Origin of the sequence: Streptomyces sp. NRRL S-1022, from assembly GCF_000720135.1 — a bacterium.
Taxonomy (GTDB): Bacteria; Actinomycetota; Actinomycetes; order Streptomycetales; family Streptomycetaceae; genus Streptomyces.
On sequence record NZ_JOIU01000008.1, the window covers coordinates 21,212 to 47,826 of the forward strand.

A 26,615-nucleotide genomic window follows, 5' to 3' on the forward strand; every position below is an offset into this window, starting at 1 on the left:
ATGCGCATTGTGGTTCTGGCAGGCGGCATCGGCGGTGCCCGTTTCCTGCGCGGTCTGAAGCAGGCCGCGCCGGACGCGGACATCACCGTCATCGGCAACACCGGCGACGACATCCACCTCTTCGGGCTGAAGGTCTGCCCGGACCTGGACACGGTGATGTACACGCTCGGCGGCGGCATCAACGAGGAGCAGGGCTGGGGGCGGTCCGACGAGACCTTCCACCTCAAGGAGGAACTGGCGGCGTACGGCGTCGGCCCGGAGTGGTTCGGGCTGGGCGACCGCGACTTCGCCACGCACATCGTGCGGACGCAGATGCTGGGCGCCGGCTATCCGCTGAGCGCGGTCACCGAGGCGCTGTGCGACCGCTGGAAGCCGGGCGTGCGGCTCATCCCGATGACCGACGACCGCGTCGAGACCCATGTGGCCGTCGTGCTGGAGGGTGAGCGCAAGGCGGTCCACTTCCAGGAGTACTGGGTGAAGCTGCGCGCCTCGGTCCCGGCCGAGGCGGTCGTCCCGGTCGGCGCCGAGCAGGCCAAGCCGGCCCCGGGCGTGCTGGAGGCCATCGCGGAGGCGGACGTCATCCTCTTCCCGCCGTCCAACCCGGTCGTGTCCATCGGCACCATCCTCGCCGTGCCCGGTATCCGCGAGGCCATCGCCGAGGCGGGCGTGCCGGTGGTCGGCCTCTCCCCGATCGTCGGCGACGCGCCGGTGCGCGGCATGGCCGACAAGGTGCTCGCCGCGGTCGGCGTGGAGTCCACGGCCGCCGCGGTCGCCGAGCACTACGGCTCGGGGCTGCTGGACGGCTGGCTGGTCGACACGGTCGACGCGGGCGCGGTCGAGCGGATCGAGGCGGACGGCATCCGCTGCCGGGCGGTGCCGCTGATGATGACCGACGTGGACGCGACCGCGCAGATGGTGCGGGAGGCGCTGGCGCTGGCCGAGGAGGTGCGGGGGGCGTGAGCGCGACGGCGTCCGCCGGGCCGGCCGAGCAGCCCGGGTACCGGGTCTGGGCCTTGTCCGGCATCCCCGAGGTGCGGCCGGGCGACGACGTCGCCAAGCTGATCGCCGCGGCCGAGCCGGGCCTGGCCGACGGCGATGTGCTGATCGTCACCTCCAAGATCGTCTCCAAGGCCGAGGGGCGGATCGTGCAGGCGGCCGACCGGGAGGCCGCGATCGATGCCGAGACGGTCCGGGTCGTGGCCCGGCGCGGCGCGCTGCGCATCGTGGAGAACCGGCAGGGACTGGTCATGGCCGCGGCGGGCGTCGACGCCTCCAACACTCCGGCCGGGACGGTGCTGTTGCTGCCCGAGGACCCGGACGCGTCCGCGCGCGCGATCCGGGCGGGGCTGCGCGACTCCCTCGGCGTCGACGTCGGCGTCGTCGTCACCGACACCTTCGGGCGGCCCTGGCGGGCTGGGCTCACGGACGTGGCGATCGGCGCGGCCGGGGTACGCGTGCTGGACGATCTGCGCGGCGGCACGGACGCGTACGGCAACCCGCTGAGCGCGACCGTCGTCGCCACGGCGGACGAGCTGGCCGCCGCCGGTGACCTGGTCAAGGGCAAGGCGGCGGGGCGGCCGGTGGCCGTGGTGCGCGGACTGCCCCACGTGCTCGCCACCGCCGCCGCCGCCGGCTCCCCCGACGCTTCCGACGTATTCGACTCCGCCGGCGCTTCCGGGGACGGCGGTGCCGACCAGGGCGCGCGGGCGCTGGTGCGCGCCGCGCGGGACGACATGTTCCGGCTCGGCACCTCCGAGGCGGTGCGGGAGGCCGTCACCCAGCGCCGTACGGTGCGGACGTTCACCGACGAGCCCGTGGACCCCGGTGCGGTCCGCCGCGCGGTGGCCGCCGCGGTCACCGCGCCCGCTCCGCACCACACCACGCCCTGGCGGTTCGTGCTGCTGGAGTCGGAGGAGTCGCGGGTACGGCTGCTGGACGCGATGCGGGACGCCTGGATCGCCGACCTGCGCCGGGACGGCAGGAGCGAGGAGTCCGTCGCCAAGCGGATCCGGCGCGGTGACGTGCTGCGCAACGCGCCGTACCTGATCGTGCCGTGCCTCGTCATGGACGGCTCGCACACCTACGGGGACGCCCGGCGGGACGGTGCCGAGCGGGAGATGTTCGTCGTCGCCATGGGCGCGGGCGTGCAGAACCTGCTGGTCGCGCTGGCCGGGGAGCAGCTGGGTTCGGCCTGGGTGTCGTCCACGATGTTCTGCCGGGACGTGGTCCGTGACGTCCTGGGGCTGCCTGCGGACTGGGATCCGATGGGCGCGGTGGCGGTCGGCCGTCCGGCGGAGGAGCCGGGACCGCGGCCGGAGCGGGACGCGGGGGCGTTCGTGACGGTGCGCTGAGCGCCTAGTCTCGTAGGACGGCACCGGCACCTCCGGAAGCCCACCGGCACCCTAGGACTCACTCGTGGCAGGACGATTCCCCCAGCGGCCGGCACTCCCCCACGGCCCGAAAGGCGTGGGAAGTGCCCCCGTGCCCGTGCGCGGGCAGGTCGCCGTACCCGCGGCGGCCGCTGCCGGGATACCGCGGCAGGCGGCGGTCCCCGCGCGGGTTCGGCGATGGGTGCCGGACGGGCCGCTGGACCTCGGGCTGATCCTCGGGCCGCTGCGGCGCGGGCCCGCCGACCCGACGTTCCGGGCCACGGCGGACGGCTCCGTGTGGCGGGCCTGCCGTACGCCCGCCGGGCCGGGCACGCTGCGGGTGCGGGCGTACGGCGGTGAGGTGTGCGGTGAGGCGTGGGGGCCGGGGGCCGAGTGGCTGCTGGAGCGGTTGCCGGAGCTGCTCGGTGCCGCCGACGATCCCGGCGCGTTCGTGCCGCGGCACCGGGTGGTGGCGCTGGCGCGGCACCGGCGGCCGGGGCTGCGGCTGACCCGGACGGGGCTGGTGTTGGAGTCGTTGATTCCGTCCGTGCTGGAGCAGAAGGTCACCACCGACGAGGCGTACCGGGCGTGGCGGCGGCTCGTACGGGGGTTCGGGGAGCCGGCGCCGGGGCCCGCGGGGGTGAGCGAGCGGCCGATGTGGGTGATGCCGGCGCCGCGTACATGGGCGCTGATCCCGTCCTGGGAGTGGCATCGGGCCGGTGTGGACGACAAGCGGGCGTCCACGATCCTGCGGGCCGTGCGGGTCGCTGCGCGGCTTGAGCAGGCGGTGGGGATGCCGGCGGACGAGGCCCGGGCGCGGCTGGAGGTCGTGCCGGGGGTGGGGCCGTGGACGTCGGCGGAGGTGGTGCAGCGCAGTCATGGGGCGGCGGATGAGGTGACCGTCGGGGATCTGCATCTGCCGGGCATCGTGGGGTGGGCGCTGGCGGGGGACCGGGACGCGGACGACGCGGAGATGCTGCGGCTGCTGGAGCCGTATGCCGGGCAGCGGCACCGGGCGGCTCGGCTGATCCTGCTGAGCGGGGCGGTACCGGCACGCCGCGCCCCGAAGATGCGCCGCGTCGACATCGGCTTGCTCTGACGCGTCCTCGGGTCGGGACCGGCTTCCCCACCGGCGCTGCCGGGCCCGGCCGGGGGCGGAACGCTCACCGGCGCTGCCAGGCTCAGGCCGGCCGGGAATCGTTTCGCTCACCGGCGCTGCCAGGCTCAGGCCGGCCGGGAATCGTTTCGCTCACCGGCACTGCCAAGCCCAGGCCCGCCGGGAATCGCTTCGCTCACCGGCACTGCCAAGCCCAGGCCCGCCGGGAATCGCTTCGCTCACCGGCACTGCCAAGCCCAGGCCGGCCCGGAATCGCTTCGCTCACCGGCACTGCCAAGCCCAGGCCCGCCGGGAATCGCTTCGCTCACCGGCGCTGCCAGGGTGCCGCTGCGCCCACCCGTGCCGCCCCAGCAGCACGACTGCCCGCAGCTACGGCGACACGACGGCCGCCACCAAGGCGGACACCGCCCCAGCCACGCAGCACGGCTGCCCGGGGCTGTGGCGGCTCGGCGGTGGGGCGCTCTCCCGGGAGCGGCGGTCCGAGGCTGGGGTTACTGGTCCGACGAGAAGCGGACGGCGCCGGAGGGGATGCGGGCGTCGCACCACACCCGGACCCCCTCGCGGAGCTCGTTGTCGGCGCCGATGACCGCGCCGTCGCCGATGACCGTGCCGGTGAGGACGGAGCGTTCGCCGACGCGGGCCCGGGTGCCGATGAGGGAGTCGGTGATGACGGCACCGGGCTCGATGACGGCGCCCGGAAGAATGGTGGAGCCGAAGATCCGCGCGTCCTCCGCCACGAACGCGCCCTCGCCCACCACCGTGCCGCCGGTCAGCTTGGCGTTGGGCGCCACCGTGGCCGTGGGCAGCACGAGACGGTCGCCGCAGCGGCCGGGCACGGCCGGGGACGGCGCGCGGCCGAGGACCAGGTCGGCCGAGCCGCGGACGAACGCGGCCGGGGTGCCGAGGTCCAGCCAGTACGTGGAGTCGACCATGCCCTGCAGATGCGCGCCGGCGGCCAGCAGCCCGGGGAAGGTCTCCCGCTCCACCGACACCGGCCGCCCGGCCGGGATCGTGTCGATCAGCGAGCGGCGGAAGACGTACGCCCCCGCGTTGATCTGGTCGGTGACGATCTCCTCCGGCGTCTGCGGCTTCTCCAGGAAGGCCAGGACGCGCCCCGTCTCGTCCGTGGGCACGAGGCCGTACGCGCGCGGGTCCGTCACCTTCGTCAGGTGGAGCGAGACATCGGCGCCCGTCGACTCGTGGGTGTCCACCAGGGCCCTGATGTCCAGGCCCGTCAGGATGTCGCCGTTGAAGATCAGCACCGGGTCGTCGGGCCCGGAGTGCAGGCGGGCGGCGACGTTGCGGATGGCCCCGCCCGTGCCGAGCGGCTCCTCCTCCGTCACGTACTCGATGTGCAGGCCCAGCGCGGAGCCGTCGCCGAAGTACGGCTCGAAGACCTCGGCCAGATAGCTGGTCGCGAGGACGATGTGCTCGACGCCCGCCGCCCGCGCCCGCGCCAGCTGGTGGGTGAGGAACGGCACTCCGGCGGCCGGGACCATCGGCTTGGGCGTGTGCACCGTGAGCGGTCGCAGCCGGGTGCCTTTGCCGCCGACCAGGAGGATCGCTTCTGTCACCTGTCGTCTCTGCTTCCTGCCGGGACCGGCCGAACTACTCGTCAACACTCGTTTCGGCCGGTCAGTGTATGCAGACCGTGCGACGACGCCTCCGATGGCCGCGCGGTGTCCCGTGAATCGGCGTGCGGTTTCCCCCACCCGTCCCCGCGCCCGTCGCCCCGACGGCGGTGAACGCGGGTCCCGGCCTCAGCGTCCCTGGTACGCCGCCGCGCTGGAGCGGGCCGTGCCGAGCCGGGCGTAGAGCAGCTTGCCGGGGCACTCGGTGGCGAACCCGTCGCGGTGGCCGGAGATCACGTTCAGTCGTACGTTCTTCCCCTTGGGGTACAGATTGCCACCGCCCGACGTGAGATATGTCTTTCCTAGGGGATTGGCCCCATAGAGCCCCAGCTTCCACGCGGTGAGCCGGGCGACGGCCGTCACGGCGCTGCCCGACGGCTTGACCGACCCGTACGTGCCGATCACGGCGATGCCCGTGCTGTTGGTGTTGAAACCGAGGGTGTGTGCGCCGAGCACCGCCTTGGCCACGCCCCCGGCCCGGCCCTCGTAGATCGTTCCGCACTTGTCGACGAGGAAGTTGTAGCCGATGTCCCGCCAGCCCATGCTCTTGACGTGGTACCGGTAGATGCTGCGGATGACGGACGGGGCCTGTGCGCAGGTGTACGCGTTGCCCGAGGCCGTGTGGTGGACGAAGGCCGCCTTGACCTTGGCCGTGTAGACGAACCCGTGCTCGCGCAGTGACTCGTCCGCTCCCCAGCCCCGGCGCGTGACGATCCGGGGGCGCGGTCCGATGTACGGCTTCGCCCGTGCGGGATCGTCGAGCGAGGTGCCCTGGAGGCGGGCCAGTTCCCGCTCGGTGGCCTCCCGGTCCAGTTCCGGGATCGCGGTGGCGCCGAAGTCGGTGATGTCGGCGTTGGCGCCGGACGCGGCGATCGCGGCCTCCGTGTCCAGGGCGGTACCGGGCGGGTCGTCGGCCTCCGCGGCGTCCGACGCCTCGGTGACCCCCGCCTCCCCCGCGCCGGCGTCCCCGTCCCCCGTGTTCGTCCCGTCCCCTCCGTCGTTCCCGGGGTCGACCAGCTCCAGCCGCAGCCCCGACGGCAGCGGTGACCGCGGCGGGCCTCCCGCCCGGCTGCCTGCCGCGCCCTGCGGCCCCTCCGCCCGCACCCGCACGTCCACGCCGTCCGACTCCCCCACCCACAGCGGTGCGGTCGCCCCGCGCAGCCGCCGCGCGGAGCCCTCCGCCGTACCGGGATCGGCGCCATGGCCGGCGGTGTGCGTCTCGACGTCCTGCCAGCCGGACCACCGGCCCGTCGCGGCGGACCGGGTACGCACCCGCACCCGGCCGTGCAGTTCACTGCCCGGGTCGTCCCAGACGACGCCGACCAGCGCGAACCGTGCGAGGCCGGTGCGGTGCAGCCCCAGTCCGGGGGCGCCGCCGAGGACGCGCTCCCGGGCGAGGGGGACGAGCGGCAGCGACCGGGTGCTGCCGGGCACGGCGGCCCCGGCCGGTGCCGGCGCGGCGGACGCGGGCAGCGCCGGGGTGAGGGCCACGACGGCCGCGAAGGTGACGCCGATCGAGCGGGCGGTGAGCGGGGAGACGCCAGGACAGGAAGGGAGGAATCCACGCATGTGCATGATCTTTGACATAGTCCGACAAATATGTCCATCAGTTGACTGACGGAGTGTCGGACAACGTTCCGCCGAACCGGTGGCCCCACCGCCCGGCGCCCCCGCCCGCCCGCGCGTACCCTGTGCCGGGTGAACGCCACCGATCGCACCCCTGCCGACCTGCTGACTTCCGCGCTCGCCGCGGACCCCGGCCGCCCGCTGGTGACCTTCTACGACGACGCCACGGGCGAACGCGTCGAACTGTCCGTGGCCACCTTCGCCAATTGGGTGGCCAAGACCGCCAATCTCCTCCAGGGCGACCTGTCCGCCGGGCCCGGTGACCGGGTCGCGCTGCTGCTGCCCGCGCACTGGCAGACGGCGGTGTGGCTGCTGGCCTGTTCCTCGGTGGGCGCGATCGTGGACGTCGGCGGGGACCCGGCGGCGGCCGACGTGGTGGTGAGCGGGCCGGACTCGCTCGACGCGGCGCTCGCCTGCACCGGTGAGCGGGTGGCGCTGGCGCTGCGGCCGCTGGGCGGGCGGTTCCCGCAGCCTCCGGCCGGGTTCCTCGACTACGCCGTGGAAGTGCCGGGCCAGGGCGACCGGTTCGCCCCGTTCGCGCCGGTGGACCCCGAGGAACCGGCGCTCATCGTCGCGGGGCGGGAGTTCAGCGGGGCGGAGGTCGTCGAGCGGGCCGCTTCGGAGGCGGGGGCGCTCGGGCTGACGGGTCCTGGTTCGAGGCTGCTGTCCGGGCTGCCGTACGACACCTGGGAGGGGCTGAGCGCGGGGCTGTTCTCGCCGCTGGCCACCGGGGGGTCCGTGGTGCTGTGCCGGAACGCGGAGCGGCTGGACGAGGACGCCCTGGCCAAGCGGGTCGAGAGCGAGCGGGTGACGGCAGTACGGCGGTGAGGCACAGGGGGCGCGGCCCAGCCGCACGGTCCCGCGCCCCGAGGTCTCGCCGTTCCCCCGAACGGAGTAGTACAGGGCGCTTCCGGCCCCCTCCCCCGGCATCGTCGTAAGGAACAGGACGCGACGCTCGTACGCCGTGAGGGGATGGCCCCATCGTGACCGACACCGCAGGCGAGCCCCTCGGTCCCGGTCCCGGATCGGGAGCCTCGGCGACCGGGGACGGGCTGATACGACGGCGGCGCCGGCGCTGGGCGCAGGGTTCCGCGCTGGGCGCCGCCGTCCTGGTCGCGGCGGCCTCCGGGGCCGGCTGGGGCGTCTACGCCAAGCTGAGCGCCAACATCACCGCCGACGACGCCGCCGCCGCCGAACTCGCCCGGTACGAACGGGAGCGGCCCACCGCACTGGTGCGGGACGCACAGAACATCCTGCTGATCGGGTCCGACACCCGGGCCGGGGACGGCAACGGCAAGTACGGCAGGGACCTCGGCAGCGAGCGGTCGGACACCACGATCCTGCTCCACCTGGCCGCCGACCGGCGCAGCGCCACCGCCGTCTCGCTGCCCCGGGACCTGATGGTGGACATCCCGGGCTGCCGGCAGGAGGACGGCACGCGCAGCGACCCCGTGTTCGCGATGCTCAACCACGCCTACCAGGTGGGCGGTTCGGCGTGCACGATCCGGACCGTCGAGAAGCTGACCGGCATCCGCGTCGACCACCACATGGTCGTCGACTTCAGCGGGTTCAAGGAGATGGTGGACGCCGTCGACGGGGTGGAGGTGTGCCTGAAGGAACCCGTCGACGACAAGGCGGCGCGGCTGAGGCTGCCCGCGGGGAAGGTCACGCTCGACGGGGAGCAGGCGCTCGGGTTCGTCCGGGCCCGCAAGTCGCTCGGCGACGGCAGCGACACCGAACGGATGGAACGCCAGCAGCGGTTCCTCGGCGCGCTCGTCAACAAGGTGCAGAGCAACGACGTGCTGCTGAATCCCGTGAAGCTGTACCCGGTGCTGGACGCGGCGACCTCCTCGCTCACCACCGACCCCGATCTGGCCAGCCTGCGCGGCCTCTACCAGTTGGTGCGCGGGCTGCGTGACCTCCCTGCGGAACACGTGCAGTTCCTGACGGTGCCGAGGGAGTCGTACGTCTACGACGCCAACCGTGATCAACTCGTGGAGCCGGAGGCCGAGAAGCTGTTCGCGCGGCTGCGGGCCGACCAGCCGGTGGTGGTCACCCAGGGGAATTCACGGGATGTTCCCGGGCGGGACACAGGATCGGGCGGCCCGAACGGCCCCTCGCCCGCACCGACTTTCCGCGGGAACACCGCCGCCGAACAGACCTGTGAGTAAGACGCAGGGAAAGAACGGCGACCTTCCCTTCGGAAAATGAGGGGGATTGCCCTGTTGTAGCAGGTGGAATTTGTCACCGGCGTCGCTCGACGCTGAACTGGGCGGATAGTGTGAGCGGTCCGGTGCACCTGGCCGCGAGGTCCGACGGGCTTTGTCGGGGCCGTGCACCGATTCACCGAGACCCGAGCGCCTTGGAGGGGGAAGGCGCCGCGTGGCCCCGACGGAGGATTCGGACAACCGTGGACGCGCAAGGCCGTGGGCGGGCGGACAACATCGACCCCGCAGACCAGTGGGTGCTCAATCCGAACACCGGCGAATACGAACTGCGACTGAGCCCTTCCGCAGCGCAGCCGCCGGTTCCCGGACCGCGCAGACCGTCCTCCCGGGACGGCAGCGGTGCGGCGGGCGGCCGTGAGCGGCAGCCGGAGACCGGGCAGAGCCGGCAGTCGCCCCGGGCGCGCGGCGCCGAGGTGCCGGCACCGCGCTCGGCCCGGCGCCGCAACGCCGAACCGGAGGCACCGCAGGGGCGGCGCGCCGCCCGGCGGCCGGTGAAGAAGAAGTCGAAGGCGAAGAAGGTGCTGCTGTGGACCGGCGGGTCCATGGCCTTCGTGCTGGTCGCCGTGACGGCCGCCGGCTACCTCTACATCAAGCACCTGAACGACAACATCACCTCCGTGTCCGACGACGGCGCCGGCACCGGCGGCTTCAGCAAGGACGAGGCGATCAACATCCTGCTGATCGGCACCGACAAGCGCACCGGCAAGGGCAACGAGGGCTACGGCGACTCGGGCAGCGTCGGCCACGCCGACACCACGATCCTGCTGCACCTCTCCAAGGACCGGTCGAACGCGACCGCGCTCAGCATTCCGCGCGACCTGATCGTCGACGTCCCGGACTGCCCCACCCAGCAGGCGGACGGCAGCCAGAAGGTCATCCCCGGCTCACAGGGCGTCCGCTTCAACAAGAGCCTCGGACAGGACGACCGTACGCCCAGCTGCACCATGCGCACGGTGACGGAACTGACCGGAATCAAGCCGGACGACTTCATGGTCGCCGACTTCAACGCGGTCAAGACGCTGACCGAGGCGGTCGACGGTGTCGAGGTCTGCCTGGCCAAGGACATCGACGACCCGGACTCGCATCTGAAGCTGTCCAAGGGCACGCACAACATCTCCGGCGAGCAGGCGCTGGCGTTCGTGCGCACGCGGCACTCCGTCGGCTTCGGCGGCGACCTGAGCCGGATCGGGCTCCAGCAGCAGTTCCTCGGCGCGCTGATGCGCAAGCTGAAGGGCAACTCCACGCTCAGCAGCCCGACGAAGATGGTGAAGCTGGCGGAGGCGGGCACCAAGGCGCTGACCGTCGACGACAAGCTGGACAGCATCACCAAGCTGAAGGACCTGGGCCTGGAGCTGGGCAAGCTCAACCCGAAGAACCTGACCTTCACCACGGTGCCGGTCGTGGACAACCCGGCGGAGAAGGTCCATTCCACGGTCGTCCTCAACGAGTCGAAGGCCCCGTCGGTCTTCGAGGCGATCCGCAACGACGTCTCCTTCACCGACGTGAAGAAGAAGCAGAAGGCGGCGAAGAACGCCCAGGCCGCCCGGCTCAAGGGCAGCAAGGCGCCCGCCTCCGACGTGCGGGTGCGCATCCTCAACGGCGGGGCCGCGCCCGGCAGCGCCCAGGCGGTGCTCAACTGGCTGCAGAACGACGAGGGCGTGACCAAGTCGGAGAACTCCGGCAACTCGCCCGCCCCGCTGAGCCGGACCACGCTGGAGTACGCGCCCGACCAGGCGGCCCAGGCGCGCCGGCTGGCCGCGATCATGGGCCTGTCCGGGGCCGCCATGAAACCGGGCAAGAGCGTGACCAACTCCCAGGGGCTGCCGGCGATGACGCTGACCCTGGGCAAGGACTTCAAGGGGGCGGGAGTGTCCCTCACGCCGCCGACGAAGGCGCCGGACGTCGACAAGTCCACGGCAGACAAGGTGAAGTGCGCCGGCTAGGTAACCCTAGGGGCCCGTCGTGCGTCTAACCGGACGCGGGACGGGCCCGTTGCTTGGCGCAAGGGTGGGGAGGGCAGGGAGATTGGCGCAGAGCGAGGTGCGCGGGGATGCTCCGGCGGTCGAGGACACGATGTCGCTCGCGTCGAGGACCACGGACGCCCCGGGGCGCTCCGGCCGGCACGGCGGCCGGCGACGGGTCGGCGGTCCGCAGACCGACAAGCGGCGCCGCAGACGGCGCGCGCTGCGCTGGTCGGCGACCGTGCTGGCGGTGGTGATACTGGGCACGGCCGGCGCCGGATATCTGTACTACCAGCATCTCAACGGCAACATCCAGAAGGGCGCCCGCGCGGGCGGTGACGACTCCAAGGCGCACCGGACCGCCCCGAACGCGGCGGGCCAGACCCCGCTGAACATCCTCCTGATCGGCTCCGACAGCCGGAACTCCAAGGAGAACGTGAAGCTCGGCGGCAGCCGCGACAAGGCCGGCGACCCGCCGCTGGCGGACGTGCAGATGCTCATCCACCTCTCGGCGGACCGCAAGAGCGCCGCCATGGTGAGCATCCCGCGTGACACCCGGGTGGACATCCCCGACTGCAAGGACCCGGACGGCAAGGACTACCCGAAGACCAACGACATCATCAACGTCACCCTGGCCCGGGGCGGAGCCGGCTGCACGCTGCTCACCTGGGAGGAGCTGACCGGGGTCTACATCGACCACTGGATGACGATCGACTTCGCGGGCGTGGTGCGGATGGCGGACGCCATCGGCGGTGTCGAGGTCTGTGTGAACCAGAACGTCTGGGACCACTCGACCCCGAGCCAGCGCGGCGGCTCCGGGCTGAAGCTCACCAAGGGAACGCACAAGGTGAAGGGCGAGCAGGCCCTGCAGTGGCTGCGCACCCGGCACGCCTGGGGCAGCGACCTGATGCGGGCCCGCGCCCAGCACATGTACCTGAACTCGATGATCCGTACGCTGAAGCAGCAGAACGTGTTCACCGACACCGGCCGGCTGATGGACCTGGCCGATGCGGCCACCAAGTCCCTGAAGGTCTCCGAGGAGATCGGCACGGTCAAGAAGCTGTACGACCTCGGCATGGAGATGAAGTCGGTGCCGACCGACCGCATCACCAGTGTGACGATGCCCAACCTCCCGGACCCGAACGACCCGGACAACCACGTCGTGCCGGACAAGGCCAAGGCCGACAAGGTGTGGCAGATGCTCCAGGACGACGTGCCGTTCGACAAGAACGGCGGGAAGTCCGACGGCAAGAAGGGCGGGGGCAAGGACAAGCCGGCCAAGACCCCCTCGCTCGACGCGGCCCGGCTCGGCGTGCTGGTGCAGAACGCCACCCGGACCTCCGCCGAGGCCGCGGTCCCGCAGCGGGCGTCGGCGATCGGGCAGGTGCTCGTGCAGAAGGGCTACACCCGGGCGCAGGCCGACACCTCGGGGAGCCTGTCCGAGGACAGGACGGTCGTACGGTATCCGAGCGCGGACCTGGAGGGTGACGCCCAGGCGGTGGCCAAGGCGCTGGGCATCCCGATGAGCCAGGTGCAGAAGTCCACCGACGTGTCGGGGGTCACGGTCGTCGTCGGCGCGGACTGGCGCACCGGGACTGCCTACCCCAAGGAGTCCGTCCCGAAGGCCGGCGACCTGCCCGAGGGCACCGACTCCGCGAACGCGTCGGACAAGCCGACGTGCATGGACGTGTACAAGCCCTACCAGTGGCAGTGACCAACTGACCGGCCGGAACCGCGGAAAGGGCCCCTCCACCAGCGGGAGGGGCCCTTCGCGGGTCTGTCAGACGGTGTCCAGGACCGCGGGCCGCCGGGAGGCGACGACCTTCCTCGCCAGGGACTTCGGGCTGGTCAGGAAGCCCCAGCCCCAGGACATGTGCATGGTGGCGAGGGCCACCGGGATCTGCAGCCGGGCCTTCGGGGGCAGCCCCTTGCCGGCCGGGAGGGAGCCCGCGACGATCGCGGCGAGGTAGCCGCCGGGGATCACGAAGGCCCACGGGGTCAGCGCGGCGCCGGCGACCAGGCCCGCCGCTATCGCGCACACCGCCACCGGCGGGGCGAGGTAGCGCAGGTTGATGGAACCGGAGTGGTAGCGGGCGACGACGTGCCGCCAGCGGCCGTAGTCCTTGTACTGCTTGGCCAGCGCGCGCACCGACGGCCGCGGCCGGTACGACACCCTCAGCTCGGGCGAGAACCAGATGAGCCCGCCCGCCTCGCGGATGCGGAAGTTCAGCTCCCAGTCCTGGGCGCGGATGAACTCCTCGTTGTAGCCGCCCTGCTGCTCCAGCGCCTCGCGGCGGAACACCCCGAGGTAGACCGTCTCGGCGGGGCCGGCCTGGCCGCCGGTGTGGAAGGCCGCGTTGCCGACGCCGATCCTCGATGTCATCGCGGCGGCCACCGCGTGCTCCCAGTCGTTCTCGCCCTCGGCGTGCATGATGCCGCCGACGTTCTGCGCGCCGGTCTCCTGAAGGAGGCGGACCGCGGTCGCGATGTAGTCCGGCGAGAGCATGCCGTGGCCGTCGACACGGACCACGATCGGATGCCGGGAGGCCTTGATCGCCGCGTTCAGCGCCGCGGGCGTGCGGCCGGTCGGGTTCGGGACGGTGTGCACGCGCGGGTCTTCGGCGACCAGCTCGGCGGCGATCTCGTCCGTGCGGTCCGTGGACGGACCGAGGGCGATCACGACCTCCATCTCGCCGGCGTACTCCTGCGCGAGGATCGCTTGGACGGCCCCGCGCAGATGCCGCTCCTCGTTGAGGACGGGCATGATCACTGACACGGCGGGGAGCCGCACGTCGGGCTTGGCGTTCATAGGGGCCTCACGTTACCGCGAACGGGGGACACGGATGCGCGCCGCCGGGGCTGCGACGCGGGCTGGAGATCGTATCGGCCTACTGTGCTCACGGATCCCACGTACGGCCTCGTCCGGAGGTGTCCTCCTTGTCCAGCCCGCCTCGGTCCCCCGCGCCTCCGCAACGCCGCCAGCCGCCCCGCCGTGTACCGCGACCGCCGGAACGGCTGGTACGGTCCGTCCGGCCGCCGAGGCGGCCCCGCTGGGCCATGCGGGCGGTCACCACCCTGTCGGTCGTGGTGCTCGCCTCCGCCGGGATCGGGCACGCGGTGGTCGCCAGTCTGGACGCGGGGATCGCCCGGATCGACGCCTTCAAGGACATGAAGAACCGGCCCCGGGCCGGCCACGGCATGAACCTGCTGCTGGTCGGCACCGACGGCCGCGACAAGATCAGCGAGCAGGACCGGCGCGCCTACCGGCTGGGCGGGCAGCCCTGCCACTGCACCGACACGATGATGATCGTGCACATCTCGGAGGACCGGGATCGGGCCACCGTGGTGAGCCTGCCGCGCGACTCCTACGCCGAGATGCCCGCGCACCTCGACCTGAACTCGGGGCAGCGGCACGGCCCGCACCCGGTCAAGCTGAACGCGGCCTACGCCGAGGGCGGCCCCCAGCTGACCATCCGCACGGTCGAGAACATGACCCACGTGAAGATCGACCACTATCTGGAGGTCGACTTCACCAGCTTCATGAAGACCGTCGACGTGCTCGGCGGGGTCAAGGTGTGCACGCCGACACCGCTGAAGGACTCGTACACCGGGCTCGACCTCGGGCCCGGCACCCACACCCTGCTGGGCGGGCAGGCGCTGCAGTACGTGCGTGCCCGGCACATCGACGGTGTCAGCGACCTGGGCCGGATGAAGCGGCAGCAGCGGTTCCTGGCCGCGCTGCTGGAGAAGACGACCTCCTCCGGGGTGCTGCTGAACCCGATGCGGTTCCGGGACGTGACCCGGGCGGTGCTCGGCTCGGTCCGCGCCGACGAGGGCTTCGGCACCGACGAGCTGCTCGACCTCGGCCGCGCGATGCGGGAGTTCTCCCCCTCCTCGTCCGAGTTCACCACCGTCCCCATCGGGCAGATGGACTTCCAGGTCAAGGGCATCGGCTCGACGTTGAAGTGGGACCCGGCGAAGTCCGACGAGCTGTTCCGGGCGCTGCGCGACGACAAGCCGCTCGCCGGGGACCGTCCGCACCGCGACCCGGCGCACACCCCGCTGCCGGTTGAGGTGGCCCCGGACTCCATCCGGGTGCAGGTGGCGAACGGCAGCGGCACGGTCGGGCTGGGCAAGCGGGTCGACGCGGCACTCGCGGCGACCGGCTTCGCCACCACCCGCCTGCCGGTGACCGCGCCCGCCCACGTGGCCCGCACGGTGATCTCCTACGACCCCCGCTGGGACCGCTCCGCCCGTTCCCTGGCCGTGGCCCTGCCGGGCAGCGAGCTGCGCGCGGTGCCGGGGCAGGGGCCGCTGCTGAAGGTGACGGCCGGCGCGGACCTCGCCGACGTGCGCAAGGTGCGCAGGGTGCGCTTCGAGGACCCGGCACAGCCGGAGCAGAACGTGGTCCGGGGCAACGAGGTGGTGTGCTGAGCGCTCCGCCGGGAGCGCCGCGGCACACCGCCCGGCCCGCGCGGCCCTCCGGCCGTCCCCGAAGCGTTCCGGCCGGTCCCCGGAGCGTTCCGGCTAGTCCCCGGAGCTATCCCGCCGGCCCCCGGAGCGTTCCGGCTAGTCCCCGGAGCTATCCCGCCGGTCCCCGAAGCACTCCAGCCGGTCCCCGGAACTATCCCGCCGGCCCCCGAAGCACTCCAGCCGGTCCCCGGAGCACTCCGGCCGGTCCCCGGCGCGCTCCAGCTAGTCCCCCGGAGCTATCCCGCCGGTCCCCGGAGCTTTCCGGCCGGTCGGAGCTTTCCGGCCGGTCCCCGGAGCGTTCCGGCCGGTCCCCGGAGCTATCCGGCTAGTCCTCGAAGCCCTCCGCCGCCCTCTTCTCCCGCAGCTCGCGGATCGCCCGGCGGCGGGCCAGGCGGTGGGTGCGGCGGATCTGGGCCTCCTGGTAGCGGCGGCGGTCCCGGTCGGTCTCCGGTATCACCGGCGGCACCCGGCGCGGCCTGCCGTCGGCGTCGACGGCCGCGAAGACCAGGTACGCCGAGCCGACCTGGGTGGCCGGGTCCGACTCGTTCCAGCGCTCGGCGAGCACCCGCACGCCGATCTCCATCGAGGTCCGGCCGGTCCAGTTCACCTGCGCCTTGACGTGGACCAGGTCACCGACGCGGACCGGTTCGAGGAACACCATCTCGTCCATGGACGCGGTGACGGCGGGACCGCCGGAGTGCCGGCCGGCCACCGCGCCCGCCGCGTCGTCGACCAGTTTCATGATCACCCCGCCGTGCACCGTCCCCAGCAGGTTGGTGTCGTTGTGGGTCATGATGTGGCTGAGGGTGGTGCGCGAGGCGGACGTGGGCTTGCCCGGGATGTCCGGCTGCGTGTCCGGATCCGTGTCCGTGGCCTGGTCTGTCATGCCCTCCACCCTATGCCGACGGCTCATTCGCGGACTTTGTGTCGGGTTCGCAACAGCGGGGCCCTGATTTCCCGACATCTCTTGTCGAGCACATATCCGCGCCCTGCACACTGGGGCCCATGAATGACTGGCCCGAGGGATGGTCCGACGACAACCGCGGCCCGCGCTACGGACGCGGCAGTGCCGGCGCACAGCCGGAGGGGGCCCGCGTGATGCGTCAGGTGCAGCGCGGCCCGGCGGTACCGCCCGGACCGCGCTCGGCGTACGGCGACCCCGGCCCGGCGGCGCCGCCGTACGGGGCCGGTGTGCCGCAGCAGCCGTCGTACGTCGACGGCCGCGGACACGAGGAAGGCGCCGGCTACGGCGACTACGACAGCGGCTACAACACGGGCCAGGTCTACGGCGGCCCCGGCGGCCGGGGCCCGGGCGGCCCGGAAGGGGCGTCCACCCGCGCCCCGCGCCCCGCGCCGAACTGGCGGCGCCGGATCAAGTGGACGGCGATCACTCTGGCGACCGTGCTGGTCGTCACGTCGGTGGCCACCTACTTCTGGGCCGACTCCAAGCTGCGCCGCGAGGTGGACCTGTCCAAGGTCATCGACCGGCCGGAGTCGGGCGCGGGCACGAACTACCTGATCGTCGGCTCGGACAGCCGTGAGGGCATGTCCAAGGCGGACGAGAAGAAGCTGCACACCGGCGGTGCCGAGGGCAAGCGCACCGACTCGATGATGATCCTGCACGTCGGCGACAACGGCGACACCCTGATCTCGCTGCCGCGCGACTCGGACGTGGTGGTCCCGTCGTACAGAGGGTCGACGTCCGGGAAGGTCTACCCGGCGCAGGGGCGGCACGCCAAGCTGAACGCCACCTACGCCGAGGACGGGCCGACGCTGCTGGTCCGCACGGTCGAGGCGAACACCGGTCTGCACATCGACCACTACGTGGAGATCGGCTTCCAGGGCTTCGCGAACATCGTGGACGCGGTGGGCGGGGTCGAGATCGACATCGACAAGGGCTTCAAGGACAAGTGGTCGGGCGCCGACTTCCAGGCCGGCAAGCAGACCCTGAACGGCCAGCAGGCGCTCGCGTTCGTCCGGACCCGGCACGCGTTCGCCGCCTCCGACCTGCAGCGCACCAAGAACCAGCAGAAGTTCCTGGCCGCGCTGGCCCACCAGGTGGCCACCCCGTCGACGATGCTGAACCCGTTCAAGTTCTACCCGACCATGGGCGCGGGCCTGGACTCCCTGATCGTCGACAAGGACATGGGCCTGTGGGACCTGGCCTCGATGTTCTGGGCGATGAAGGGCGTCAGCGGCGGTGACGGCACCTCGATGAACATGCCGATCTCCGGCTCCGCCGGCGGCAACCTCGTCTGGGACAAGGCGAAGGTGAAGACGCTGGTGGACCAGCTGAACAACGACGAGAAGGTCACCGTCTCCGGCAACTGACGCCGGCGCGCGGCGGCCGGGGGGACCCCGCGGGGTGCCCCCGGCCGCCGCGCGTGGGCTCACATGCTGGCGCCCGCCATCGCCCGGCAGGTCTCCGCGCAGCGGCGACACGCCTCGGCGCAGCGCATCATCTGCTGGTCGTCCGGCATGGACATACACGCCTCGGCGCACATGTCGCAGACCTTCGCGCAGAGCATGCACATCTCGCCGGCCATGGGCGAGCGCCGCATCATCATGTCGGCGCACATGCGGGTCGCCTCGGAGCAGTCCATGAGCGCCCGCATGACCTGCATCTGCGCCTGGCCGCCCATCTGCATGCAGGAGCTCATGGTCTCCTCGCACATGTTGTGGCAGTTCATGCAGGCCTCGATGCAGTCCTGCATCTGCTGCGTGAGGGCGGGCATCGTTCCGGACCGCGACTGGGACTGGGTCATGGCTCCTCCTGGGACGGCGGGATGAGGCCCGGGGCGGGCCCCATGTGCTTCCGTCCTACGCCGGGGAGCGGCGTCCCGCATGTCGGGTCACGGCAGGTTGCGGGCCATGACGATGCGCTGGACCTGGTTGGTGCCCTCGTAGATCTGGGTGATCTTGGCGTCGCGCATCATGCGTTCCACCGGGTAGTCGCGGGTGTAGCCGTAGCCGCCGAGGAGCTGGACGGCGTCGGTGGTGACCTCCATGGCGACGTCCGAGGCGAAGCACTTGGCGGCGGCACCCAGATAGGTGAGATCGGCGTCGCCGCGCTCGGAGGCGGCGGCGGCCTGGTAGGTGAGGGCGCGGGCCGCCGAGATCTTCATGGACATGTCGGCGAGCATGAACTGGATGCCCTGGAAGTCGGCGATCGCCTTGCCGAACTGCTTGCGCTCCTGGACGTAGCCCTTGGCGTAGTCGAGGGCGCCCTGGGCGCAGCCGAGGGCCTGGGCGGCGATGGTGATGCGGGTGTGGTCCAGGGTCTTCATGGCCGTCAGGAAGCCCGTGCCCTCCTCGCCGATCATGCGGTCGGCGGGGATGCGGACGTTGTCGAAGTAGACCTCGCGGGTCGGGGAGCCCTTGATGCCGAGCTTCTTCTCCGGGGCGCCGAAGGAAACGCCCTCGTCCGACTTCTCGACCACGAAGGCCGAGATGCCCTTGGAGCGCTTGGCGGGGTCCGTGACCGCCATCACCGTGTAGTACTCGGAGACGCCCGCGTTGGTGATCCAGCGCTTGACGCCGTTGAGGATCCAGTGGTCGCCGTCGCGGACGGCCTTGGTCTTCATGCCGGCCGCGTCCGAGCCCGCCTCCGGCTCGGACAGGCAGTACGAGAACATCGCGTCGCCCTTGGCGAGCGGGCCCAGGTACTTCTTCTTCAGTTCCTCGGAGCCGGAGAGGATCACCGGCAGGGAGCCGAGCTTGTTCACGGCCGGGATGAGCGAGGAGGAGACGCAGGCACGGGCGACCTCCTCGATCACGATGACCGTGGCGAGGGCGTCGGCGCCGGCGCCGCCGTACTCCTCGGGGACGTGCACGGCGTGCAGGTCATTGGCGACGAGGGCGTCGAGGGCCTCCTGCGGGAAGCGGGCCTCCTCGTCCACCGCCGCGGCGTACGGCGCGATCTTCGCCTCGACCAGCGAGCGGACGGCGTCCCGGAGCATGTCGTGCTCCTCGGACGGGCGGTACAGGTCGAAGTCAGCCGATCCGGCCACGGTGTCTCACGCTCCAAAGACGCTGTGATACTGACGCTAATTACCGTTAAGTAACTGAATTTTAGATCGCCTGTGTGAACACGCCTACGTGAGCTTGGTGACAGCGGGAAAATTGCCCGCTGAACGGCCCGACTATGCTCAGGCACCGCATGACCGAGCAGGAACGACGGACCGGAGCTGGAGCACACCCATGAGCCTGAAGATCACCGTGATCGGCACCGGCTACCTCGGCGCCACACACGCCGCGGCCATGGCCGAGCTGGGCTTCGAGGTGCTGGGCCTGGACGTCGTACCGGAGAAGATCGCCCTGCTGGAGCGCGGCGAGACCCCGATGTACGAGCCGGGGCTCGACGAGCTGCTGCGCCGGCACGTGGCCGGGATCGAGGGATCCACCGGCCGGCTGCGGTTCACCACGGACTGGGCCGAGGCCGGCGCCTTCGGCGAGGTGCACTTCGTGTGCGTGAACACCCCGCAGAAGCACGGCGAGTACGCCTGTGACATGAGTTACGTCGATTCCGCGATCGCCTCCCTCGCCCCGCATCTGCGCGGCCCGGCCCTGGTGGTCGGCAAGTCGACCGTGCCGGTGGGCTCGGCCGACCGGCTGGCCGCCTACCTGGCCGAGCACGCCCCGGCCGGCGCGGACGCCGAGCTGGCGTGGAACCCGGAGTTCCTGCGCGAGGGCTTCGCCGTCCAGGACACCCTGCACCCGGACCGGATCGTCGTCGGGGTGCGCAGCGAGCGGGCCGAGAAGCTGCTGCGCGAGGTGTACGCCGGCCCGGTCGGCGAGGGCACGCCGTTCGTGGTCACCGACTTCCCCACCGCCGAGCTGGTGAAGACGGCCGCGAACTCCTTCCTCGCGACCAAGATCTCCTTCATCAACGCGATGGCCGAGGTGTGCGAGGCGGCCGGCGGCGACGTGGCGGAGCTGGCGGAGGCCATCGGGCACGACGACCGGATCGGGCGGAAGTTCCTGCGCGCCGGGATCGGCTTCGGCGGCGGCTGCCTGCCCAAGGACATCCGCGCGTTCATGGCCCGGGCGGGCGAGCTGGGCGCCGACCAGGCGCTGACCTTCCTGCGGGAGATCGACTCCATCAACATGCGCCGGCGCGGGCAGATGGTGGAGATGACCCGGGAGGCGCTGGGCGGCGGCTCCTTCCTCGGCAAGCGGGTCGCGGTGCTCGGCGCCACCTTCAAGCCGGACTCGGACGACGTCCGCGACTCGCCCGCGCTGAACGTGGCCGGCCAGATCCACCTGCAGGGCGGCCAGGTGACCGTGTACGACCCGAAGGGCATGGACAACGCCCGCAAGGTCTTCCCGACCCTGGGGTACGCCGACTCGGCGCGGGCGGCCGTCCGGGGCGCCGACGTCGTGCTGCACCTGACCGAGTGGAGCGAGTTCCGCGAGCTGGACCCGGCGGCGCTCGGCGAGGTGGCGACGGCCCGGGTGATCCTCGACGGACGCAACACCCTGGACCCTGAGCAGTGGCGGCGGGCGGGCTGGACCTACCGGGCGATGGGCCGCCCCACCGCCTAGACGCAGCGGTACCGGGTGACGCCGGTTCGGCCGAGGCTCAGTCGGCCGAACCGGCGTCTGTCCGCATTCTGCACCACGCCGCTGTGGCTCACGCACCCTTCGCCCGGTACCGGCGCATCTTCGCGCGGGCCCCGCACACCTGCATGGAACACCAGCGGCCGCGGCCGGCGGGGCTGCGGTCGTAGTACGCCCAGTGGCAGGTGCCGGCCTCGCACGCCTTGAGCCGGGTCCAGGTGCCGGCGACCAGTGCCTCGGCGACGGCGGCGGCGACCCGGGAGAGCAGCGGGCCCTGCTCGGCGGGGGCGAGCCGGGCCGAGCCGTCCCGCTCGTCGACGGCGACGTGCAGCGGGGCCCGCGCCAGCAGGGTGCCCAGCGGGGTCACCGCGCGGTGCGGCGGGTGGCCGGCGTGGGCCAGCAGCGCGGCCCGCAGCGACTCGCGCAGTTCCCGCGCGTCGGTCAGCCCGGTCACGGTGATCCCGAGGCGCCCCCGGCCCTCCGGCGTGTCCAGCGAGTCGGCGCCCGTCTCGATGTCCAGCGTGTTCACCAGGGACTCGATCAGGGCCAGGCCGCCGGGCGCGGCCGATCTCTCGCTCATGCTTGCGACGTTACCCCCGATGCGGGAGCATGCAGTAACCGTTACCGGTTACCCGGTTTTGCAGGTAACCATGGAGGAGGTAGTCATGGCGCTCGCCAAGCTCGACGTCGTGGTCCTGGACTGTCCCGACCCGCGCGCGCTGGCCGGCTTCTACGCCGGCGTGCTGGGCGGCACGGTCGAGGAGAACCCCGAGGACGGCACGTGGGTGGACCTGAAGGTGCCGGGCGGGCCGGCCCTGGCCTTCCAGCGGGCGCCCGGCTTCGTGCCGCCGCGGTGGCCCGCGCCGGAGCACTCCCAGCAGTTCCACCTGGACCTCGCCGTCGAGGACCTGGACGCAGCCGAGAAGGGGGTGCTGGAGCTGGGCGCCGAGCCGCTGGACGCGGACGACCGCGAGCGGACCTTCCGTGTCTACGCCGACCCTGCCGGGCACCCGTTCTGCCTGTGCGCCTGCTGAACCGGGGCGCACCCGACCGTTGCGAAGGAGAAGACACCATGGCGTCCGTGGCCCGTTTCCGTAACGTCGTGCTCGACTGCCCCGACCCGCACGCGCTGGCCGCCTTCTACGCGGCGGTGGGCGGCGGCACCCCGCGGGCGGAGGACGACGACTGGGTGGTGCTCCAGCTCCCGGGCGGTCCCCGGCTCGCCTTCCAGCGGGCCGAGGGGTACACCCCGCCGGAGTGGCCGCGCGCGGACCGCAACGGCCAGCAGCTCCACCTGGACTTCGACGCGGGTGCGACCTGGGCGGAACTGGACGCGGCGCACGAGCGGGTGCTGGAGCTGGGCGCCCGCCCGCTGGACCTGGAGGACCGCGAGAAGAAGGACTTCCAGGTGTACGCCGACCCGGCCGGGCACCCGTTCTGCCTGTGCCGGATCGAGGGCGAGTGACGTCCTAGGAGGCGTCCAGTTCGGTGATCCTCGCGGTGGACGCCTCCCGGCGCTGCTGCGCGGCCCGGGCGGCGAAGTCCGCGCTGCGCAGCACCCGCTGCACGTTGCCCCAGGTCAGCAGGGCCAGCTCGGTCTCGGACCAGCCGCGGCGGAGCAGCTCGGCGACCAGGTGGGGGTAGCGGGAGGCGTCGGCGAGGTCCCGGGGGTGGACGGCCCCGGAGTCGTAGGTGCCGGACAGGCCGACGCAGTCGGGGCCGGCCACGTCCCGGACGTGGTCGAGGTGGTCGGCGACGTCGGGGACGGTCGGGCCGGTCTGCTCGGCGGTCAGCGGCACCATGCACAGGCCCTTCGCCCGGCCCAGGGCGGTGAGGAGTTCGTCGGGCAGATTGGCCGGGTGCGGGCGCAGGGCCCGGGCCGCCGAGCGGCTGCACAGCACCGGGGTCTTGGACAGGGCGATGGTCCGCTCCACGGTGTCCGGGGCGGCTCCGGAGACGTCGGCGAGCACCCCGAGACGGTTCATCTCGCGGACGACCTCCTCCCCGAACCGGGTCAGCCCCGAGGGGCCCGCCCAGGCGGTGTCGGCGACGCTGAGCACGCGCAGCCCGAGGGTGTGCAGGATGCGCAGGAGGGCCAGCGAGTCGCCCAGCGCGGCGCCGGGCGCGGGACCCAGCACCACGGCGACCCGGCCGCGGTTGCGGGCGTCGATGACCTGCCCGGCGGTGCGCACCAGGCGCAGGCCCTCCGGGTGGGCCTCGACGACCGTGCGGACCAGGTCGAGCTGCTCCAGGGTGGCCGTCACGGCGCGTTCGTCGTCCGGCCCCTCGGGCAGGTGCAGCGACCAGAACAGCGCGGCGACGTGCCCCTCGCGCAGCCGGGGCACGTCCGTGTCGATGGCGGCCTCGCCCAGCTCCAGGTCGTACCACGGCAGATGGCGCAGGGCCCAGGGCAGACCGCTGTAGCCGTCGGCGACCGGATGGTCGGCCAGCAGGGCGTGCGCCCGCTCCAGCAGCTCGCCGGCCGGCTGCGCGGCACGGCGGTACGACCCGTCGAGCGGGGCCGGGGCCGGACGAGGGTCGTCCGGCAGGCAGTCGTCCTCGCCGACCTCAGCGGTGGCGGGGATGTCGTCCTGGAGGTCGGCCATGGCGGGCTCCGTACGTTCGTCGGCTACGTCGGTCGTGAGCTACGGCGTGCTGTGGCTGGCGTACCGACACGGTCGCACGGAGCGGAGGGAACCTTCCTGGTGAGTGGGGCGTTCGGGGGTACCCCGGTCAGCTCCCGCCGTGCGTGCCGTCGAGCGCCTCGATGGTGGCCAGGGACGGCGCGCGGGTGGCCCGCAGGTCCCGGGCCACGTCCTCGGCGGCGCCCAGGACGCGCACCGCGTTCTGCCAGGTCAGCTTGGCCAGGTCGGCCGTGGACCAGCCGCGCTCCAGCAGTTCCGCGAGCAGGTTGGGGTAACCGGAGACGTCGTTCAGGCCGTCCGGGGTGAACGCGGTGCCGTCGTAGTCCCCGCCGATGCCCAGGTGGTCGATGCCGGCGACCTCGCGCATGTGGTCCAGGTGGTCCGCGACCGTGGACACCGTGGCCACCGGGCGCGGGTGACGCTCCTCGAAGGCGCGGTGGATCTTCATCGCCTCGGGGCTGGTGTCCAGGTGGTGCACGCCGTGGGCGCGCATGTTCTCGTCGGCGGCGGCCGTCCAGTCGACGGCGGCCTGGAGCACGAACTTGGGCACGAACGTCACCATGGCCATGCCGCCGTTGGCGGGCAGGCGCTCCAGGACGTCGTCGGGGACGTTGCGCGGGTGGTCGCACACGGCCCGGGCGGAGGAGTGGGAGAAGATCACCGGCGCGTCGGCGGCGTCCAGCGCGTCCCGCATGGTCGTCGCCGCCACGTGGGAGAGGTCGACGAGCATGCCGAGGCGGTTCATCTCGCGGACGACCTCGCGGCCGAAGGCGGACAGGCCGCCCACGCCGGGTGCGTCGGTCGCGGAGTCCGCCCAGTCCACGTTGCTGTTGTGGGTGAGCGTCAGGTAGCGCACGCCGAGCGCGTACAGGCCGCGCAGGGTGCCCATCGAGTTGGCGATGGAGTGGCCGCCCTCGGCGCCCATGAGCGAGGCGATACGGCCGTCCCGGCGGGCCGCGTCCATGTCGGCGGCGGTCAGCGCGGGCGCCAGGTCCGCCGGGTAGCGGTCCAGCAGCCGCCGGACGCAGTCGATCTGCTCAAGCGTCGCCGCGACCGGGTCCGGCTCCTCGCAGGGTACGAAGACCGACCAGTACTGGGCGCCGACGCCGCCCGCGCGCAGCCGCGGCAGGTCGGTGTGCAGCTGCTCGTGCCGGTCGCCGGCGATGTCCAGCGCGTCCAGGTCGTAGCCGGCCTGCTTGCGCAGCGCCCACGGGAGGTCGTTGTGCCCGTCGGCCACGGGGAACTCGCGCAGCAGGGCGCGGGCCTCCTCCAGGGCGGCCGCCACGGCGGTCACTTCCCGAAGCCGAAGCCGCTGCCCGCGCCCTCGACCTTGGCGCGCAGCCGCTTGCCCTTCTCGGTGGCCTGGTCGCGCAGGTCCTGCTGGAAGTCACGCATCTTGTGCAGCAGGTCCTCGTCGTGCGCGGCGAGCATCCGGGCGGCGAGGAGACCGGCGTTGCGGGCACCGGCGACGGAGACCGTGGCGACCGGGACCCCGGCGGGCATCTGCACGATGGAGAGCAGCGAGTCCATGCCGTCCAGGTACTTCAGCGGCACGGGCACACCGATGACCGGCAGCGGGGTCACGGAGGCCAGCATGCCGGGCAGGTGGGCGGCACCGCCCGCACCGGCGATGATCACCTTCAGTCCGCGGTCGGCGGCCTGCTCGCCGTACGTGATCATCTCGCGGGGCATGCGGTGCGCGGAGACGACGTCGACCTCGTAGGCGATCTCGAACTCGTCCAGGGCCTTGGCGGCGGCTTCCATGACGGGCCAGTCGGAGTCCGACCCCATGACGATGCCAACAACGGGGCTCATTCGGTGATGGTGCCTCTCAGGTAGCCGGCTGCGTGACGGGCGCGCTCCAGCACCTCGTCCAGGTCGTCGCCGTAGGTGTTGACGTGTCCGACCTTGCGGCCGGGCTTCACGTCCTTGCCATACATGTGGATCTTGAGCTTGGGGTCGCGGGCCATGCAGTGCAAGTACGCGGAGTACATGTCCGGGAAGTCGCCGCCCAGGACGTTGACCATCACGGTCCACGGGGCGCGCGGGCGCGGGTCGCCCAGCGGCAGGTCCAGCACCGCGCGGACGTGGTTGGCGAACTGCGAGGTGATCGCGCCGTCCATGGTCCAGTGGCCGGAGTTGTGCGGGCGCATCGCCAGCTCGTTGACGAGGATGCGGCCGTCGCGGGTCTGGAACAGCTCGACGGCGAGGTGGCCGACGACACCCAGCTCCTTGGCGATGGTCAGCGCCATCTCCTCGGCCCGCAGCGCCAGGTCCTCCGCCAGGTCCGGCGCGGGGGCTATGACCGTGTCACAGACCCCGGCGACCTGCTGCGACTCCACCACCGGGTAGGCGACGGCCTGGCCGTGCGGGGAGCGGACGACGTTGGCGGCCAGCTCGCGGACGTAGTCGACCTTCTCCTCGGCGAGCACGGGGACGCCGGCGCGGAACGGCTCGGCCGCCTCCTCGGCGGAGTCCACGACCCACACGCCCTTGCCGTCGTAGCCGCCGCGGACCGTCTTGAGGACGACGGGGAAGCCGTCGCCCTCGGCGGCGAACCGGACCACGTCCTCCGGGTCGCTGACGATCCGGTGCCGGGGGCACGGGATGCCGATCGCGTCGAGCCTGGCCCGCATCACGCCCTTGTCCTGGGCGTGCACCAGCGCCTCCGGGCCGGGGCGCACGGGGATGCCGTCCGCCTCCAGGGCCCGCAGGTGCTCGGTGGGCACGTGCTCGTGGTCGAAGGTGATCACGTCGCAGCCGCGCGCGAAGGCGCGCAGCGTCTCCAGGTCGCGGTAGTCGCCGATGACGACATCGCTCACGACCTGCGCGGCGGAATCCTGCGGAGTGTCACTGAGAAGCTTGAACCTGATGCCCAACGGGATGCCCGCTTCGTGCGTCATACGCGCGAGCTGCCCCCCGCCGACCATGCCGACTACCGGGAACGTCACACCCCTAGGGTATCGGCCACACCGGGCAGGCCGGTTCCCGTCCCCCACACGGACT

At 72.4% G+C, this 26,615-nt stretch carries 23 protein-coding genes; 12 read left to right on the forward strand and 11 right to left on the reverse strand.

The annotated features are described in order from the left end of the window. From cofD to IG05_RS0110590, 3 genes are all read left to right on the forward strand, one after another. A complete protein-coding gene (gene cofD, locus IG05_RS0110580; RefSeq protein WP_030341358.1) occupies window positions 1-960 on the forward strand; it encodes a 2-phospho-L-lactate transferase in 960 nt (319 codons plus the stop codon). Next, window positions 957-2,351, forward strand: coding sequence for a coenzyme F420-0:L-glutamate ligase (locus IG05_RS0110585; protein WP_030341360.1), 1,395 nt, complete (start codon window positions 957-959; stop codon window positions 2,349-2,351). Before cofD ends, IG05_RS0110585 begins: the two co-directional genes overlap by 4 nt. 64 nt (window positions 2,352-2,415) lie before the next feature. Further along, the gene (locus tag IG05_RS0110590) at window positions 2,416-3,468 is read left to right on the forward strand and encodes a DNA-3-methyladenine glycosylase family protein (RefSeq protein ID WP_420707580.1); all 1,053 of its coding nucleotides are present in this window, start codon (window positions 2,416-2,418) and stop codon (window positions 3,466-3,468) included. A 509-nt stretch (window positions 3,469-3,977) separates the two neighbouring features. Here IG05_RS0110590 and IG05_RS0110595 read toward each other — a convergent pair. Together IG05_RS0110595 and IG05_RS0110600 are read right to left on the reverse strand one after the other, a co-directional pair. Beyond that, window positions 3,978-5,060, reverse strand: coding sequence for a nucleotidyltransferase family protein (locus IG05_RS0110595; protein WP_030341363.1), 1,083 nt, complete (start codon window positions 5,058-5,060; stop codon window positions 3,978-3,980). Between the two features lie 186 nt (window positions 5,061-5,246). Continuing rightward, a complete protein-coding gene (locus tag IG05_RS0110600) occupies window positions 5,247-6,686 on the reverse strand; it encodes a peptidoglycan recognition protein (RefSeq protein ID WP_234335825.1) in 1,440 nt (479 codons plus the stop codon). A gap of 129 nt (window positions 6,687-6,815) precedes the next feature. Here IG05_RS0110600 and IG05_RS0110605 point away from each other — a divergent pair, with 129 nt between their 5' ends. From IG05_RS0110605 to IG05_RS0110620, 4 genes are all read left to right on the forward strand, one after another. Next, complete coding sequence (locus tag IG05_RS0110605; protein ID WP_030341367.1) at window positions 6,816-7,571, forward strand: TIGR03089 family protein; 756 nt, start codon at window positions 6,816-6,818, stop codon at window positions 7,569-7,571. Window positions 7,572-7,726: 155 nt separating this feature from the next. Beyond that, window positions 7,727-8,914, forward strand: a complete 1,188-nt coding sequence (locus IG05_RS0110610) for an LCP family protein (protein WP_030341369.1) — start codon at window positions 7,727-7,729, stop codon at window positions 8,912-8,914. Window positions 8,915-9,153: 239 nt separating this feature from the next. After that, window positions 9,154-10,914 carry an LCP family protein gene (locus IG05_RS0110615; RefSeq protein WP_030341371.1) on the forward strand — a complete coding sequence of 587 codons (1,761 nt, stop codon included), beginning with the start codon at window positions 9,154-9,156 and terminating at the stop codon, window positions 10,912-10,914. Window positions 10,915-11,044: 130 nt separating this feature from the next. Continuing rightward, complete coding sequence (locus tag IG05_RS0110620; RefSeq protein ID WP_037813590.1) at window positions 11,045-12,646, forward strand: LCP family protein; 1,602 nt, start codon at window positions 11,045-11,047, stop codon at window positions 12,644-12,646. A gap of 66 nt (window positions 12,647-12,712) precedes the next feature. On the opposite strand, the gene IG05_RS0110625 is transcribed toward IG05_RS0110620, so the two are convergent. Beyond that, entirely contained in the window at window positions 12,713-13,741 is a 1,029-nt protein-coding gene (locus IG05_RS0110625) for a glycosyltransferase family 2 protein (protein ID WP_030341375.1), read from the reverse strand. 248 nt (window positions 13,742-13,989) lie between these two features. Between IG05_RS0110625 and IG05_RS0110630 the strand changes: the two genes are divergently transcribed. Beyond that, window positions 13,990-15,366, forward strand: coding sequence for an LCP family protein (locus tag IG05_RS0110630; protein WP_030341377.1), 1,377 nt, complete (start codon window positions 13,990-13,992; stop codon window positions 15,364-15,366). A 364-nt stretch (window positions 15,367-15,730) separates the two neighbouring features. Here the strand turns inward: IG05_RS0110630 and IG05_RS0110635 are convergent, their stop codons facing one another. Further along, window positions 15,731-16,318, reverse strand: a complete 588-nt coding sequence (locus IG05_RS0110635) for an acyl-CoA thioesterase (protein WP_078894035.1) — start codon at window positions 16,316-16,318, stop codon at window positions 15,731-15,733. Between the two features lie 92 nt (window positions 16,319-16,410). Here IG05_RS0110635 and IG05_RS0110640 point away from each other — a divergent pair, with 92 nt between their 5' ends. Next, window positions 16,411-17,736 carry an LCP family protein gene (locus tag IG05_RS0110640; protein ID WP_030341382.1) on the forward strand — a complete coding sequence of 442 codons (1,326 nt, stop codon included), beginning with the start codon at window positions 16,411-16,413 and terminating at the stop codon, window positions 17,734-17,736. A gap of 59 nt (window positions 17,737-17,795) precedes the next feature. On the opposite strand, the gene IG05_RS0110645 is transcribed toward IG05_RS0110640, so the two are convergent. Both IG05_RS0110645 and IG05_RS0110650 read right to left on the reverse strand, forming a co-directional pair. After that, window positions 17,796-18,170 carry a four-helix bundle copper-binding protein gene (locus IG05_RS0110645; protein ID WP_030341383.1) on the reverse strand — a complete coding sequence of 125 codons (375 nt, stop codon included), beginning with the start codon at window positions 18,168-18,170 and terminating at the stop codon, window positions 17,796-17,798. 87 nt (window positions 18,171-18,257) lie between these two features. Next, entirely contained in the window at window positions 18,258-19,415 is a 1,158-nt protein-coding gene (locus IG05_RS0110650; protein ID WP_030341386.1) for an acyl-CoA dehydrogenase family protein, read from the reverse strand. A 190-nt stretch (window positions 19,416-19,605) separates the two neighbouring features. Between IG05_RS0110650 and IG05_RS0110655 the strand changes: the two genes are divergently transcribed. Then, on the forward strand, window positions 19,606-20,949 hold the full coding sequence (locus IG05_RS0110655) for a UDP-glucose dehydrogenase family protein (RefSeq protein ID WP_030341388.1): 1,344 nt from the start codon (window positions 19,606-19,608) through the stop codon (window positions 20,947-20,949). Between the two features lie 88 nt (window positions 20,950-21,037). Here the strand turns inward: IG05_RS0110655 and IG05_RS0110660 are convergent, their stop codons facing one another. Continuing rightward, window positions 21,038-21,544: a CGNR zinc finger domain-containing protein gene (locus IG05_RS0110660; protein WP_030341389.1), complete on the reverse strand. Its 507-nt coding sequence runs from the start codon at window positions 21,542-21,544 to the stop codon at window positions 21,038-21,040. A gap of 85 nt (window positions 21,545-21,629) precedes the next feature. Here IG05_RS0110660 and IG05_RS0110665 point away from each other — a divergent pair, with 85 nt between their 5' ends. Next, window positions 21,630-21,998: a VOC family protein gene (locus IG05_RS0110665; RefSeq protein ID WP_030341391.1), complete on the forward strand. Its 369-nt coding sequence runs from the start codon at window positions 21,630-21,632 to the stop codon at window positions 21,996-21,998. A 38-nt stretch (window positions 21,999-22,036) separates the two neighbouring features. Then, entirely contained in the window at window positions 22,037-22,429 is a 393-nt protein-coding gene (locus IG05_RS0110670) for a VOC family protein (protein ID WP_030341393.1), read from the forward strand. 4 nt (window positions 22,430-22,433) lie between these two features. On the opposite strand, the gene IG05_RS0110675 is transcribed toward IG05_RS0110670, so the two are convergent. The 4 genes from IG05_RS0110675 to IG05_RS0110690 form a co-directional block, all read right to left on the reverse strand. Continuing rightward, complete coding sequence (locus IG05_RS0110675) at window positions 22,434-23,570, reverse strand: dipeptidase (protein WP_030341394.1); 1,137 nt, start codon at window positions 23,568-23,570, stop codon at window positions 22,434-22,436. Window positions 23,571-23,697: 127 nt separating this feature from the next. Beyond that, window positions 23,698-24,894, reverse strand: a complete 1,197-nt coding sequence (locus tag IG05_RS0110680; RefSeq protein WP_030341396.1) for a dipeptidase — start codon at window positions 24,892-24,894, stop codon at window positions 23,698-23,700. Between the two features lie 5 nt (window positions 24,895-24,899). Continuing rightward, window positions 24,900-25,424 (reverse strand): 5-(carboxyamino)imidazole ribonucleotide mutase, encoded by a 525-nt coding sequence (gene purE, locus IG05_RS0110685; RefSeq protein ID WP_078894037.1) that lies wholly within the window; start codon window positions 25,422-25,424, stop codon window positions 24,900-24,902. Further along, window positions 25,421-26,560, reverse strand: coding sequence for a 5-(carboxyamino)imidazole ribonucleotide synthase (locus IG05_RS0110690; RefSeq protein WP_030341400.1), 1,140 nt, complete (start codon window positions 26,558-26,560; stop codon window positions 25,421-25,423). Before IG05_RS0110690 ends, purE begins: the two co-directional genes overlap by 4 nt. Window positions 26,561-26,615 lie beyond the last annotated feature (55 nt).

Coding starts and splice junctions, on each gene's coding strand:
- IG05_RS0110655 (WP_030341388.1), top strand. CDS start 19,606: ATGAGCCTGAAGATCACCGTGATCGGCACCGGCTACCTCGGCGCCACA.
- IG05_RS0110620 (WP_037813590.1), top strand. CDS start 11,045: ATGTCGCTCGCGTCGAGGACCACGGACGCCCCGGGGCGCTCCGGCCGG.
- IG05_RS0110640 (WP_030341382.1), top strand. CDS start 16,411: ATGAATGACTGGCCCGAGGGATGGTCCGACGACAACCGCGGCCCGCGC.
- IG05_RS0110660 (WP_030341389.1), bottom strand. CDS start 21,544: ATGAGCGAGAGATCGGCCGCGCCCGGCGGCCTGGCCCTGATCGAGTCC.
- IG05_RS0110665 (WP_030341391.1), top strand. CDS start 21,630: ATGGCGCTCGCCAAGCTCGACGTCGTGGTCCTGGACTGTCCCGACCCG.
- IG05_RS0110635 (WP_078894035.1), bottom strand. CDS start 16,318: ATGAGCCGTCGGCATAGGGTGGAGGGCATGACAGACCAGGCCACGGAC.
- IG05_RS0110600 (WP_234335825.1), bottom strand. CDS start 6,686: ATGCGTGGATTCCTCCCTTCCTGTCCTGGCGTCTCCCCGCTCACCGCC.
- IG05_RS0110675 (WP_030341394.1), bottom strand. CDS start 23,570: ATGGCCGACCTCCAGGACGACATCCCCGCCACCGCTGAGGTCGGCGAG.
- cofD (WP_030341358.1), top strand. CDS start 1: ATGCGCATTGTGGTTCTGGCAGGCGGCATCGGCGGTGCCCGTTTCCTG.
- IG05_RS0110670 (WP_030341393.1), top strand. CDS start 22,037: ATGGCGTCCGTGGCCCGTTTCCGTAACGTCGTGCTCGACTGCCCCGAC.
- IG05_RS0110630 (WP_030341377.1), top strand. CDS start 13,990: ATGCGGGCGGTCACCACCCTGTCGGTCGTGGTGCTCGCCTCCGCCGGG.
- purE (WP_078894037.1), bottom strand. CDS start 25,424: ATGAGCCCCGTTGTTGGCATCGTCATGGGGTCGGACTCCGACTGGCCC.
- IG05_RS0110625 (WP_030341375.1), bottom strand. CDS start 13,741: ATGAACGCCAAGCCCGACGTGCGGCTCCCCGCCGTGTCAGTGATCATG.
- IG05_RS0110645 (WP_030341383.1), bottom strand. CDS start 18,170: ATGACCCAGTCCCAGTCGCGGTCCGGAACGATGCCCGCCCTCACGCAG.